At 39.6% G+C, this 14,395-nt stretch carries 13 protein-coding genes; 7 read left to right on the top strand and 6 right to left on the bottom strand.

What is annotated here, in order from left to right; genetic code table 11:
- Nucleotides 1-192: 192 nt before the first annotated feature.
- Nucleotides 193-735, top strand: a complete 543-nt coding sequence (locus C9J34_RS14935; protein WP_107840975.1) for a hypothetical protein — start codon at nt 193-195, stop codon at nt 733-735.
- Between the two features lie 189 nt (nt 736-924).
- Here the strand turns inward: C9J34_RS14935 and C9J34_RS14930 are convergent, their stop codons facing one another.
- The 4 genes from C9J34_RS14930 to C9J34_RS14920 form a co-directional block, all read right to left on the bottom strand.
- Complete coding sequence (locus C9J34_RS14930) at nt 925-2,592, bottom strand: b(o/a)3-type cytochrome-c oxidase subunit 1 (RefSeq protein WP_107840974.1); 1,668 nt, start codon at nt 2,590-2,592, stop codon at nt 925-927.
- Nucleotides 2,570-3,070 carry a cytochrome c oxidase subunit II gene (locus tag C9J34_RS14925; protein WP_107840973.1) on the bottom strand — a complete coding sequence of 167 codons (501 nt, stop codon included), beginning with the start codon at nt 3,068-3,070 and terminating at the stop codon, nt 2,570-2,572. The genes C9J34_RS14930 and C9J34_RS14925 overlap by 23 nt, the downstream gene beginning before the upstream one ends.
- A 30-nt stretch (nt 3,071-3,100) precedes the next feature.
- A complete protein-coding gene (locus tag C9J34_RS22650; RefSeq protein WP_274523365.1) occupies nt 3,101-3,223 on the bottom strand; it encodes a hypothetical protein in 123 nt (40 codons plus the stop codon).
- 206 nt (nt 3,224-3,429) lie between these two features.
- Nucleotides 3,430-3,891 carry a chemotaxis protein CheX gene (locus C9J34_RS14920; RefSeq protein ID WP_107840972.1) on the bottom strand — a complete coding sequence of 154 codons (462 nt, stop codon included), beginning with the start codon at nt 3,889-3,891 and terminating at the stop codon, nt 3,430-3,432.
- A 112-nt stretch (nt 3,892-4,003) separates the two neighbouring features.
- Here C9J34_RS14920 and C9J34_RS22645 point away from each other — a divergent pair, with 112 nt between their 5' ends.
- From C9J34_RS22645 to C9J34_RS14900, 5 genes are all read left to right on the top strand, one after another.
- On the top strand, nt 4,004-4,126 hold the full coding sequence (locus tag C9J34_RS22645) for a hypothetical protein (protein WP_274523364.1): 123 nt from the start codon (nt 4,004-4,006) through the stop codon (nt 4,124-4,126).
- A gap of 338 nt (nt 4,127-4,464) precedes the next feature.
- A complete protein-coding gene (locus C9J34_RS14915) occupies nt 4,465-8,094 on the top strand; it encodes a dynamin family protein (protein WP_107840971.1) in 3,630 nt (1,209 codons plus the stop codon).
- Between the two features lie 26 nt (nt 8,095-8,120).
- The gene (locus C9J34_RS14910) at nt 8,121-8,927 is read left to right on the top strand and encodes a sulfurtransferase (RefSeq protein WP_107840970.1); all 807 of its coding nucleotides are present in this window, start codon (nt 8,121-8,123) and stop codon (nt 8,925-8,927) included.
- A gap of 444 nt (nt 8,928-9,371) precedes the next feature.
- Nucleotides 9,372-10,181, top strand: a complete 810-nt coding sequence (locus C9J34_RS14905; RefSeq protein WP_107840977.1) for an MBL fold metallo-hydrolase — start codon at nt 9,372-9,374, stop codon at nt 10,179-10,181.
- Nucleotides 10,182-10,259: 78 nt separating this feature from the next.
- A complete protein-coding gene (locus C9J34_RS14900) occupies nt 10,260-11,696 on the top strand; it encodes a copper amine oxidase N-terminal domain-containing protein (RefSeq protein WP_238600671.1) in 1,437 nt (478 codons plus the stop codon).
- 143 nt (nt 11,697-11,839) lie between these two features.
- Here C9J34_RS14900 and C9J34_RS14895 read toward each other — a convergent pair whose 3' ends face one another.
- Together C9J34_RS14895 and C9J34_RS14890 are read right to left on the bottom strand one after the other, a co-directional pair.
- Nucleotides 11,840-12,271 carry a MarR family winged helix-turn-helix transcriptional regulator gene (locus C9J34_RS14895; RefSeq protein WP_107840969.1) on the bottom strand — a complete coding sequence of 144 codons (432 nt, stop codon included), beginning with the start codon at nt 12,269-12,271 and terminating at the stop codon, nt 11,840-11,842.
- Nucleotides 12,261-12,539, bottom strand: a complete 279-nt coding sequence (locus C9J34_RS14890; protein WP_107840968.1) for a transporter suffix domain-containing protein — start codon at nt 12,537-12,539, stop codon at nt 12,261-12,263. Before C9J34_RS14890 ends, C9J34_RS14895 begins: the two co-directional genes overlap by 11 nt.
- 278 nt (nt 12,540-12,817) lie before the next feature.
- Here C9J34_RS14890 and C9J34_RS14885 point away from each other — a divergent pair, with 278 nt between their 5' ends.
- A complete protein-coding gene (locus C9J34_RS14885) occupies nt 12,818-14,269 on the top strand; it encodes a copper amine oxidase N-terminal domain-containing protein (protein ID WP_107840967.1) in 1,452 nt (483 codons plus the stop codon).
- Nucleotides 14,270-14,395: the final 126 nt, after the last annotated feature.

Here is a 14,395-nt window from a genome sequence, read left to right as displayed (position 1 = left end):
GAAACCGCAGATAAATCATGGAAAAGCGCAGATATCTCGGGGAAACCGCAGATATCCCGAGGAAACCGCAAATATCTTAAAGAAAATCTCGTACACTCTAGAAAAAGTGCCATCTTGTGTCTAGAGAGGGGAAATATGTTGTAACAAATCCAAACTTCAACCGTCTATTACTATAAAGGGGAGGGATATGTAGTGAGGCTACTTTCAATTATAGGGCTAACAATGCTACTAACCGCTTGTAACATGGCGCAGCCACAAGAAGAACCATCGGATCCGATACTAAACCAAGCAACAGCGCAAGTAGAGCAGCAACCGTTCACATTAAAGCTTGTATCTGAAAAGGAGCAATATAAGGTAGGGGAGCAGCTAATGATTCAAGCAGAGCTCATTTATGATGGAGATCAGGAAGAAATCACGATTGCACATGGTGGCTCTTGGCTGCTTTTAGAGACGACAAATGTAACAAAAAACTATCATTTTGGAGCAGCAATGAATGAGCCACTTATTTATACAAAGTTGACAAAGGGAGAGCCGTTAATAGAGCCTTATCATTTTTCTGGTGGTACCTTTATGAAAGGGCAAGAAGGCAAGCCTTATAGTGATAAAGTATTTCAGCAAATGGCTAAAATGGAATTTCCCCCAGGCCAATATGAAATAAAAGCAACTACCCATTTTGATTTAGAAGGAAACAAACACAAATTAGAGACGCATATTGTATTTGAAGTAGTGAAATAAAGTTGACGTACAGGATGTGTGAGTGGCAGCGTTGTCATATGGATGTGACGCTTTTAACCGACCTCATCTTCCACTGATTATTAGTCGAATGAACGGACACCACCTATCTTTTTTGTTTTGCCTAGTTGCTGCCGCTCCGCTTACGGCATAAAAAAACTGACGGAAAATTTTTCCGTCAGCTTTTTGACATTACCATAAATTATTGAAGCCTTTTGAGCCAGGTGGTGCGTTTTGAATAATATCAATGATAGGCACTGTGTAAGCGAAAATGATTAACGCTACTAAAATAACGCCCCATACTTTGAAGTTTTCAAGAATAGCAGGTGTTTTTTCGGCACCAGGTGATAGTTCCGCTAGTGGGAAATCTTGCTCGCCTTTTGGTGCGAAAAATGCTAATTGAATAACAAGGTACGTAATCAAAATGATGGCGATGAATAAAATTGTTCCACCAACAGCTTGTGCGATTTGGTAGGAAATCCATTCTGTTGCTTGTGCTGCACCACCGTACTCGGAGTATTCAGAGCGACGTGGAGCACCGCTAAGTAAACCGACGATATGCATTGCACTCGACATAATGAACATACCTGTTGCCCATAAAATACCAACAACAATACCTAGGAAGTTGAGTTTCTTCGTTAAAACACGACCTGTTAAATGTGGAATCAACCAGAATGCCACACCAAAGAATGTTAAAACAACTGTTGTTGCCACAGTTAAATGGAAGTGACCCGTAATCCAAATCGTGTTATGAACGAGCTGGTTCATTTGGTGGGATGCGTTGACGATACCGCCAGCACCACCAGGAATGAATGCGACCATCCCGATGAAAGGTAATAAGAATCGGCTATCTTTCCAAGGTAAAGCTTTAAACCAACCTAAAAGTCCTTTTCTTCCTAATTCACGACCGCGTAATTCGAATGTCGCAAACATGGAGAAGGCTGTTAATAAAGATGGTACGATAACGAAGAATGTTAAGACAACTTGAATGAATTTCCATAATCCGTCGATACCAGGCTCTGTTAACTGATGGTGAATCCCTACAGGAACAGAGAAGATTAAAAATAACATAAAGGCTAGACGTGCTAATGCGTCTGAGAAAATTTTTGCACCGATAATTTTTGGTACAATTGTATACCATGCCATGTAAGCAGGTAATAACCAGAAGTATACTAAGGCATGCCCGAAATACCAGAATAAGGTACGTGTTAATAATACATCGACACGCTCAATTAAACCAAGTGACCATGGTAATAGCATAAATAAAACTTCGATTGCTACGCCTAAAGTTGCTACAACCCATAATAAGTTGTTGACAACAACCATAAAGGCAAGTAGTGGAGATGTTTCGCCTTTATGCTCTTTACGCCATTGTGCATAGCGCATAAATTGTGGTGCACATAATAGCCAGGAGCCAACGACCACTAATGTTAATCCTAAATAGAAAATCCAGTGTGCTTGTAATGGTGCGTAAAACGTATAAAGCACCGTTGCTTCATTTAGCAATACCATAATTGATGCTGCCACTGTTCCAAGTGTCATCAACCAGAAACCTAACCAGCCAATTTTGCGTTGTCCGTCTGTAAGGGGGCCTACTGTGCGACTAATTGCAGCTACTTGGAAGCCCATAATAAAGAATGTTGTTAGAATAAGACCGAGTAATACACCGTGCACTGTTAATACTTGATAATAACCAATACCCCAAGGTAATTTAAATTGACCTGAACGAACTAACACTTGTAATAAACCAGCTAAACCGCCGACAAGCAATGCGATAAATGCAACATACATATTCGCCATTGCTAATTTTGCATCGCGAGGGTCAACCTTCATGATTTTATTCGCTATCGTTTGTTGCATTTGGGTCCACCACCTTTAATGTAGAATACATGAATGCATGCCCTGTACCACAGTACTCATTACACACAACTAAGTATTCACCTGTTTTATTTACGACCGTTGTATATTCAGACACATAGCCAGGCTCCAGCATCATATTGATATTTGTACCAGCTACTTGGAAGCCATGAATAACATCTTTCGTTGTTGCGATAAATTTTACTTTTGCGTCTAGCGGTAATTCAATTTCCATCGGATTATAATTGAAGGCTGATGCAACGAGGACCACTTCATAATCCCAGTCCTTCCCTTCTACTTTATGGACGCCTGGATTATTAAATGGCGCAATATCGTCCACTCTTTCATAATCAATCGTCCATTTCGTATCATTTGGATGTGATCCGCTATGGAAAGCACCGATACCTAAAATCACTAAGAACGCGATTAGCGTACCCGTACCAAACACAAGCCACCATTTTTCATACTTATGTAGGTGCATTTTTTCCAACTCCTTAAACGTTTAGTGTCCTTAAAAACGATCCATAAATAGGCTGAAGCAATAGGCCCATAATAAAATAATGATTCCGCCTAAGGTAAAGGTCATCAAAAGAGTTCCTTTTAAATTGTCTTCTGCCTTTTTCTTTTTTGCCATTACTACCCCTCCTATTATTAGATGTATATTTCGTACTTGTTTTTATCATATAGAAAACTGCCCGTAGACGATGTGATAAAAATCACACTTGCTACTGAATTTTGTGAAAGAAATGTGAAGTATCGAAGAATAATATTGTTGTTAAATTTAGAAAATTCCGCACAAAAAACAGCGAGTAAGCATTTGCCTACTCGCTGTTTTCATCATCAGTCTTCTTCATCATCAATCGTTAATAAAATGGTAAGATCGCCAATGCCATCGATTGTGGCAGGGAGGCGGAAAGCATGCTGGAATCCGTAAAGTTTTGTATGTCCAACCATAACTGTAGGAGGTGTGATATCAAGCTCTAAATTTTCAGTGCCTGCGTGTGTACAAAGGTTGCCAGCAATCATATTACCAAGCTCACCTGTAAATGATTCAAGCATTGCCCCTTCAAGTGGCATGCCAAACATTGAAGCTCCAATTGAGCCAAATGTTTCTGGTTTACTATCAATAATGATACGCCCTTTTAAGTCCCCAACTAAACCGATAAGAACACCCATTTCTTGCTGTATGTATGGTTCCTTTGTAAGGGAGGGGGATTGAACATCTATATCCATTGGTAAAATTGTCTTTAAGGAATGGATTGTCCCATTTAAAATCGTTTGTACATGCTTCGAAGTACTCATTCTATACCACATCCTTTCTACTTTATTTCATAGTATCATGAAAATGTCGAAAAATATAGAATACAATGCTAATTGACGGCAAACAAAAAACATTAGTATAATAAGTATGAAAATGATTCTCATTATCGCGCTAAGTGAGGTGTGCCGTATGGTTTTTACGATGGTTGGTATCGTAGTTGTTATTTATGTAGCAATCGGCTCCTATGTGTTGAAAAATACAACGAAATCTATGTAAACGCAATGTTAAAATATTTAAAATTTCAAAATGACGAGGGCTGTCTGAAAAGTGGTATGTGATCTGCTTTTTAGGCGGCCTTATTTTGCTTAAATAGTGAAGTTTTTGAATAAACTAAAACTTTAAACCGTAGAGATTTTCTTCAACCTAGACAGGGTGTTAAAAGGAAAGAACTTAAAATTGTTAGCCTACCGATACAGTCTTAAGATGACGGATAGTGCCTGTTAATGCGCGATAAATCGTGGTACTATAGAAGGTGAAACTTCAATCAATGGGTCTAGCCGCATAGATTGGTGAATGATGAGATAATTATATGAATAAAGGGGCATTACAGTATAATGGAAGTTTTTGAGCAACAATTGCAAGAGCTGCTTCAGCAATCAGCAATTCAATACATAGTTTATAAAAATAATGAAGATACCGAGCGTATGGAAAAACTTGATTTATTTGCGCGCAAAATTTTACAAAAGGAATATGTGATTGGCTTTGCAGGGCATTTTTCTGCGGGTAAATCAAGCATGATTAACGCTTTGTCAGGGGAAGATATTTTAGCAGCAAGTCCGATTCCAACAAGTGCCAATATCGTCAAAGTGCATAAGGCAGAAGAGGATTATGCGATTGTTTATATGCACCATGAGAAGCCCGTTAAATTTGAGGCAGGCTATGATTTTAAAACAGTGAAAGAGCTTAGCAAAAATGGCGAGCTTGTATCACAAATCGAAATTGGGCATAGCGGTTCAAATTTACCGTTAGGTGTAACCGTGATGGATACACCTGGTGTTGATTCAACAGATGATGCGCATGCGATGAGTACAGAATCAGCGTTACATATTGCAGATATCGTCTTTTATACGATGGACTATAACCATGTGCAATCAGAATTAAATTTTCAATTTACGAAGCAATTGATGAAATATAATCCGAACGTCTATTTAATTGTCAATCAAATTGATAAGCACCGTGATGCGGAGCTATCTTTTGACGACTTCCGCAATTCAGTGCATCAATCGTTTGCAGCATGGGGCGTAGAGCCGAAAGATATATTCTTTACTTCATTAAAGGATAAGGAGCATCCGCATAATGATTTTGCGAAAGTGAAAAAAATCGTCATGGATTCGATGAATGATTGGCAGGAGCAGCTTGTATCAACAGCGAAAAATACATTGCAAAAGCTACACCATGAGCACGAGGCTTATTTAACACAGCAAAAACAGGATAGCTTTGAGGAATTTGCGGAGGTGCTGCCAGCGGAAGATTGGGAGGCACGTGCAGATATTTTAGAGCAGTATGACTATTTAACGCGCCAAACGACGCTATTCTCCTTTGAGGAATGGCAGCAAACATTTGATGAAAAACGCAAAGATTTATTAGCGAATGCCGCAATTATGCCAGCGGATTTCCGTGAGAAATTGCGCAGCTATTTAGAAAGCAAGCAGGAAAACTTTAAGGTTGGCGGCTTATTTAGTGCGAAGCGCAAAACAGCAGAGGAACGAGAGCGCCGTATAGAAGAGGCGAATAGTGCCTACCAAACGATTGTACAGTCGCAAATCATTGGACATATGAAGGCATTGATGAAGGAAGCTTTGAAAAATGTTGGTGCTTTAAATGAGGAGCGTGCGGTAGCGATTGATCAGCATGATTTTGCACTACCATTTTCGTTAATTGAGGAGCAAGTACAGTCAGGTGCACTTGTAACTGGAGATGCTTTACTGAACTTTGCCAATCGTGTGGCAGAAGCGACGAAGCGATTTTTCGTGCGCGCCACAGATGCATGGTTAGAGGAGCAAAAGCCATTATTATCACAAATAGCAACAGAGGCAAGTGCGCCAGTGAAATTAAAGACAGCGGCACTTCAGCCGAAAGTCGATGCCATTCGCCAAATTCAGCAATATGATGAGCGCAAGGCCTATAGCAAGCAGGAAATGAAGCAGGCGAAAAATGAAACGCGCGCTATCGCCAAAACACAGACAGCCGCATGGCAGCGAGCTTTCGAGCAAGCGCTTGCTGAAATTCGTCCATTTAGCGAGGAAATGCTTGCACCAAAAGAAGAAAAGCAAATTGAGGAGCAGTTTGAGCAGCAGCAAACAGGCGTTGCGAGCTATCAAACCGAGGAAGTCATTCAGCAAGCTTTAAAAACAGCAGAAACGATTGGCAATGTGGAAGGCTTTGCGGAAGTGGCAAGCTTCTTAAAGAAAAAAGTTGACCGCTTGCAAAAGAAGGATTTCACCATCGCCTTATTCGGTGCGTTTAGTGCAGGGAAATCGAGCTTCTCCAATGCATTAATGGGTTCGAAAGTATTGCCTGTCTCACCAAATCCAACGACGGCAGCAATCAATAAAATTCGTCCTGTTACAGCGGAGCATCCACATGAAACAGCGGATGTGCAATTAAAAACAGCAGAGCAATTGCTTGAAGATATTCAAGGCTCGTATGCAGCAATTGGCTTAACGGTTTCATCGTTGGAGGAAGCCTTTACACACGCTGAGGAAGGCTTAGCTGTGAAGTTGGTTGATGAACGCTTGAATGTGCACAAATCATTTATTCGTGCATATGCGGAAGGCTATAGCGAGTTTAAAGGGCAGCTTGGTGAAGTGCTACGCGTTGACCGTGTGCAGTTTGAGCAATTTGTTGCACAGGAAAATAAATCATGCTTCGTGGATAATATTGATTTTTATTATGATTCACCGATTACGCGCATGGGTGTGACCTTGGTTGATACGCCAGGAGCAGATTCGATTAACGCACGTCATACAGGGGTAGCATTTGAATATATTCGCAATGCCGATGCGATTTTATTTATTACGTATTACAACCACGCCTTTGCGAAAGCAGACCGTGAGTTTTTAATTCAGCTTGGTCGTGTCAAGGATGCCTTTGAGCTAGATAAAATGTTCTTCGTCGTGAATGCAATTGATTTAGCGAACACGAAAGAGGAAGAGGAAGATGTAAAAAATTATGTGCGCAGCGAATTGCAGCGCTTTGGCATTCGTTTCCCACGTTTATACGGGGTATCGAGCTTACAGGCACTGCGTGAAAAGGAGCAGGCACAAGATTTTGCTTCAGGCATGCGGCCATTTGAAGAGGCATTCCATCATTTCTTAAACGATGAATTGCAAGGGCTTGCGGTTCAGGCGTTACAGGAGGAAGTGGAGAAAGCACATGCCCGCTTACACGATTTAATCGCACAAACAGAGGCCAATCTTTTACGTAAGGATGACCGTTTGGAGGAGCTTACACAGCTTGAGCAGCATATTGACAAAGCATTTGCGAGCGTGCAAACAGCGATGCTGGAATCAGATGCAAAGCAAGAGTTAGACGAGCTATTGTATTATGTTATGCAACGTGTGTACTATCGTTATCCAGATTTCTTCAGAGAAAGCTATAACCCGTCACAGTTTGCCAAAATGCCTGTAGCCACAGCTTTAGAAACCTCATTAAAAGAAGTGCTACAAGCATTAAGCTTCGACTTTGCACAGGAATTGCGCGTAACGAATTTCCGATTGGCACAATTTGTGGAGAAACGCATCGGTGAGCGCTTTAAAGAAGAGGCACGTAGCTTGAAGGAAATGAACAATAGCTTTGCCTTTATTGCTTATGAGCCAGCACAGCCGGCGATGTTAGAGTTTGCAGGACCGTTTGCAGAGCATAGCAAGTACGCTTCCGTAAAATCACATTTTAAAAATGTTAAAGCCTTCTTTGAAAAAAATGACAAAGAGCATTTGAAGGATGCGTTAGAGCAACTAACAAAACCTGATGCGCAAAGCTATTTAGACACGGAGAAAGCAAAATTAAGCGAATGGGCGGCACATTATGTAGCAACAGAGGCGCATGCATTAGCCGCGTATATACGCACACAAGCACTAGAGCAAATTGCAACAGAGCGCCGCTTATTGCAGGAGGATAGTGCGTTAGGTGAATGGAAGGAAATTTACGCTCAGTTAGAGTGCCAGGCACGCAAACAATTCTGACAATTTCAAAGGGGAGGGAAATGTTCATGGCAAAAGTATTTGTAACTGTTGATGAAACACAAGATAACGCTCGCTTTATTGATACGCGCTTTTCCTTGCTGGATGCAGAGGAAGGTCAGCAATTATTTACTGAAGGTCATATTAAAGGGGCGGTTTATTGGGATTTAAATCGCGATTTAGCGGATATGGCAAGTACGGAAGGACGCCATCCTATGCCTAAAAAAGAGCAGCTACAGTCGTTATTCGAGCGTAGCGGCTTGCGCTATGAAGAGGTTATTTATGTGTATGATCAAGGCGGTATGCCATTTGCGACACGCGCTTGGTATATGCTGAAATATGCAGGCTTCTCGCATGTGTATATTGTCAATGGTGGCTTCAGCGTATTAGCAGAAAAGTTTGAAGTGACAACGGAGCGAGTGAACTATACACCGACAGCATTGCAGTTGCAATGGCAGGAACAGTTATATGCGACACGCGCGGATGTGAAAGCAATTGTCGATGGCAAGGAACAGGCAACACTGTTAGATGCACGTGCGGCTAATCGTTATCGTGGAGAACAGGAGCCGCTTGATCCTGTTGCAGGACATATTCCAACAGCGAAAAACTTTGATTGGGAGCAGGTGAAGGCAGGTACTTCACTTGTGGTGCCAGAGGAGTTACTAGCAAAAGTGGCGCAGGATGAGGAAGTCGTTGTGTACTGTGGCTCAGGTGTCACGGCATCCCCGTTATTTGCGGTGTTGACAGAGGCTGGCTATGAGCATCTACGTCTGTATGTAGGCAGCTATAGCGATTGGATTACTGCGTATGATGTGGAAACAGGAGAAAATAAATAATATATGGACTGTTCTGCAACGAGATGTTGTGGAACAGTTTTTTAGCATGATTTAGGTCAATTAACCGTTGGCGCATGTCGTACCGATTTTAGGCTAACTCTAGTATGTGCAAGTTCAAAAAAATCTGAACTAGCGTTAGCCGAGGTATAATTGATAGTATAAGGATGGAAGTTCGTGTTAAAATAAGGATAACAAAAGCTTAAATAAGAAGATGAATGAAAAAGCAAAGGTTATTAAGAAGCAAATAGAAAAAAGCAGGGCTGAGATGCTTAAAGAAGGATTAGTTGGAGCGATAATTGCAAAACTCGCACAATAACCGATTGAGCAGATTCAAGAAATTTGAAGTAAAAGCCAATCTATAGTTGGAGGAGCTGCCAAAAAGGAGGTGGCTCCCTCTTTTAACAATAAAAATGAATAATGATTCATTGTGGGGAGGAAGAATATATGTTACTCAAAAAACACTTTGAACAAGGGACAGTGAATGGTGTAACTTACGGCAATGGCACAGTTGCTTTTCAAGGCGTGAAACTCAATGTCTATAGCTATATTGTAGATGGCGTATGTATTGATACAGGAGCGCAGTCTTTGCGCAAAGCGTTTCAGCCTTTTTTAACAGAACAGTCCTTTGAGCAAGTCGTATTAACGCATCATCATGAGGACCATTCGGGCAATGCTGCTTTTTTACAGCAGCGTGGTGTACCTATTTATATAGAAGAAAGTTTGATTAAGGAGTGTTCGGAAAAAGCAGCATACCCCTTTTATCGCAAGGTGTTTTGGGGGGCACGTAAACCGTTTCAAGCACAGCCGCTTGCAAGTACGTTTACCTCAAAAAGTGCTACATGGGAAGTGATTCCCACGCCAGGACATGCGATTGATCACGTGTCGTTACTGAATAAGGAAACGGGGCAATTGTTTACGGGCGATTTATATGTGATGACAAAAACGAGACTTATTTTAAGAAATGAAAGTATCCCAACGATTATTCAGTCGTTGCAAAAAGTGTTAGCCTATGATTTTGAAGATGTTTTTTGTTGTCATGGTGGCTTATTGACAGATGGCCGGAAAGCGCTGCAGGCGAAGGCAGATTATTTGTTAACGTTGCAGGAGAGGATTTTTTCGCTCCATATGCAAGGTTTGAGCGTTAAAGAAATTGATCAACAGTTGTTTTTAAAAAAATATCCGATTACTCGTTTTTCGCGCGGTGAGTGGGATTCACAGCATATTGTGACATCGATTTTGAAAGATGCCAAATAAAAATAAAGTTTTTGTGTAACCTTTTTGAATATGCCACGACTAATACTGTGAAACGTATTTAAAGGAGAGACATAAATCATGAAAAAAGCAATGACAATGGCGTTAACCGCTACGTTAGCGACGAGTGCAATCACAGCACCGTTAGCATTCGCACAGGATAAAATAGAGCCAATTTCAGATGAAGTGACAGAAGAAGTAGCAACAAACTTCATAAAGCTAACAGGAAAATTAGGCAAAATTGACAAGCGTGACAGCGGTATTTTATTTACGACAATTGAACAAGGTGATGAAATTTTCTCATTAACAATTGACGAAAATACACTTGTTTTGGACAATACAGGTAAAAAAGCAGAATTAAAAGAAGGCTTAGCATTTACAGCATTCGTTAACAAAAACAAGCCGATGCTAGCTATCTACCCACCGCAATATACACCTGAAGTTGTTGTAGTGGAAACAAGTGATATGGGCATTGTGGAAGTTGGCACATTTGATAAAGACTTCGTCAACAAAGAAAATACATTAAAGCTAAATTTATCTGAGGAGTCACAAATTACAAACTTAGCTGGTGAGCAAGTAAAGAAAGAGGATATAATTGGAAAAGAAGTAATCGTCTTTTACGGTCCAGCAACGTTCAGCATTCCAGCGCAAACGAGCCCATATAATGTGGTTGTTTTAGAAACTGAGGAAGAGGTTACTCAACCAGAAGAAATAGTAGGTGGCTTTATTGAATTCACAGGTGAAATTGGCGACATCGTTACACGTGAAAATGGCACACAATTAGTAGTAAACGATGATAAGGAAAATCCGTTCAATTTAGCTATTGATAAAGAAACTGTTGTATTAGACAATACTGGCAAAGAAGTGAAGTTAACAAAAGGAATGAAATTTACAGCATATGTAGATAGCACAAAACCTGTTATTTTAATTTATCCACCACAATATGCTCCAGAGGCAATTATTGTTGAGACGGAAGAAGCAGGCTTTGTAGATGTAAGCACATATGACGAAAATTTAGTTAACAAAGAAAACACATTAAAGCTAAATATTTCCGAAGACACTGTTATTACGGACAGAGCTGGTGAAAAGTTAACGAAAGAGGCTATCGTTGAGCAGGCAGCGTTAGTATTTTATACGGCATCAACAAGAAGCATTCCAGCACAAACAACGCCGTCAAAAGTAATTGTGCTAACGAATAATGAGGAGGCTCCTACACCAGCACCAGCGATTGAAGTGTTAGATGTGATTGCAGAAATAATTGAACAGGATCACTATGAAAGCAATGGTGTGAAAATGGTACCGTTACGCATTTTAGCAGAGAGCCTAGGCTTTACAGTGACATCAACTGGTAAAGGTGCGATTTTAACAAAGGATAATCTTTCATATGAAATTACACGTGATCAAAAGGAATACGCGCACAACCGTGCTATTAAAACGTTTGAAGTAGCACCTGCATTATTGGAAGAAAATAAAACTTATGTACCACAGGCGTTTATTTATAGCTTACGTGGGGAGTAAGAATCATCTTGCCATTTCGTAGAGAAAGCTCTACTTAATGAAATAAATATTTCATATCTTGGCTACCAACCGGTATGAATGGGAAAAGATATTTTACAGTCGTATTTACGGCGTGTAGAATATCTTTTTATTTTCTAAGGCTATTATAGTTCATCAATTACTTTCGTTAGCTTTTGAAGTGCTGATAAAAAATTGGTTAATTCTTCGCGAGATAAACTTGCATAATATTTTTCCGAGAGCTGCTGCGTATATGCGTCTGCTTCTTTTTTATAACATAAGCCTTTTTCGCCTAATTCCACTGAAAATGCGCGCTTATCTTCCGCATGCTGTTTTCTTAAAATATAACCTTCCATTTCGAGTTTTACTAACTGTTGACTGATAGCGCTTTTCGTTATATTCATTTTTTCTGCTAACTCGCTAGGTGTAGAGGAGGGATAGCGAATAATTAATGTTAATAACGCATATTGCTGATTATTTAAATTGAAATTCGTATATGTTCTTTCTTTTTTCTCAAGCAATATCCACAATTCTTCAAGCGTTTGGTTGATTTCCTCGGCGATGTTTTCATTCTTCATACTTGTCTTTTTTTCTCCAATTTTTAGGGTTTAAATAGCTTTTGTATTTTGCTACTACTTCTTTTCCAACAAAGACAGCACCTATCAAAAAGAGGATTTCTCCGACGATGATACAGCCTGAAGCGACAACGGCTTTTGTCGGGGTTGCCAATGGGGTAAACGGTGTAATTAAAGCAGCAATCCACAGTATACCCCACATCATGAGAAGCCCTATGCCAAGTTTAAAAAGCAAGGGCTTTTTTTCATTTGAAACGATTTCTTTTCCCACTGTTAATCCTCCTACGAAATTAATTTAGTTAATTTAACTAAATTATATATCGAAACTGATTTTATGACAAGCTTTTAAAACACAAGCACTTTGTTCAAGTCCTTTATCCTATAAATCCATTTGTTGCAACTGTAACATGATGAATGCTATAAGATTAAGTTAATCTTACCAATCGGCTATTCCCACTGGATAAAAAGGAAAATAAAATGAATTTTTATGTAACTTTTTTGAATGTGCCACGACTAATATTGTGAAACGAGCTTAAAGGAGAGAAATAAATGATGAAAAAAGCAATGACAATGGCATTAACGGCAACTTTGGCAACGAGTGCAATCGCAGCACCGTTAGCGTTCGCACAAAATAAAGTGGAGCCGATTTCAAATGAAGTGACGGAAGAAGTAGCAACAAATTTCATTCAATTAACAGGAAAATTAGGTAAAATTGACAAGCTTGAAAGTGGCGCATTATTTACAACAATTGAGCAAGGTGAGCAAATCTTCACATTAACAATTGACGAAAATACAATCGTTTTAGACAATACAGGTAAAAAAGTAGAATTAAAAGAAGGCTTATCATTTACAGCATTTGTCAACAAAAATAAGCCGATGTTAATGATTTATCCACCACGCTATGTACCTGAAGTAATCGTAGTAGAAACAAGCGATATGGGGAGTGTAGACATTGGTACATTTGATCAAGATTTTGTTAATAAAGAAAATACGTTAAAACTAAATTTATCAGCGGAATCGCAAATAACAAACTTAGCTGGTGAGAAAGTGCAGCAAGAGGATATTGTTGGGAAGGAAGCAATTGTCTTTTATGGTCCAGCAACAAAGAGTATTCCAGCACAAACTAATCCGTATCATGTGGTCGTATTAGAAACTGAAGTGACAAAGGCAGAGGAAGTAGTACCTGTTGAAGAAGCACCAAACTTCGACACATTTGAAGGTGAAATTACAGATATTGTAACACGTGAAAATGGTACACAGTTATTAGTTATTGAAGATGAGGAACAACCGTTTAATTTAACAGTAGATAAAGAAACAGTCGTACTAGATAATACAGGCAAAAAAGTACAATTAGAAAAAGGGATGAAATTTACAGCATACGTAAATATCAATAAGCCTGTCATTTATATTTATCCACCACAATATACGCCAGAGGCAATTATCGTACAAACAGAGCTGCCAAGCGTAGCACAATTAGCTACATTCGATGCAAACTATGTAAGTAACGATAAGATGTTAAAGGTAAATCTTACAGATGAGACAGAAATTGTGAGCTTAACTGGAGAGAAATTAACGAAGGATGCTGTTATTGATAAGCAATCACTTGTCTTTTACACAATTGCTACAGCAAGCATTCCAGCGCAAACAACACCATCTAAAGTGATTGTATTAGGCGAAGAAACTGTGTCAATTACACCAGAGCCTGTCATTCAAATTTTAGATGTGCTACCAGGGTTAATTGCGCAAGATAGCTATGAAATAAATGGTGTAACAATGGTGCCACTACGCGATTTAGCAGCGTATTATGGCTACACAGTGAAATCAACTGGTAAAGGTGCAATCATTACAAAAGGCAATCTTGCCTATGAAATCACACGTGGTCAAAAAGAATACACAGCTAACGGTGTCAAGCAGACCTTTGACGAAGCACCAGTATTATTAGAAGATAATAAAACATATGTGCAACAAGATTTAATTTATATTTTACGTAGCGCGGAATAATTATAGGGAATAGCTGTCTGAGACTTTCAGACAGCTATTTATCTTTTATCCCGTATTAACAGGCTGTAAGACCCCCCACTTCAAAATAGTGAGTGGAACGAAATAGTTAAGTGGGGGATCAACAGC

Source organism: Metasolibacillus meyeri (assembly GCF_003049505.1).
Taxonomy (GTDB): domain Bacteria; phylum Bacillota; class Bacilli; order Bacillales_A; family Planococcaceae; genus Metasolibacillus; species Metasolibacillus meyeri.
This window is presented reverse-complemented; position numbering and strand designations above follow the sequence as displayed.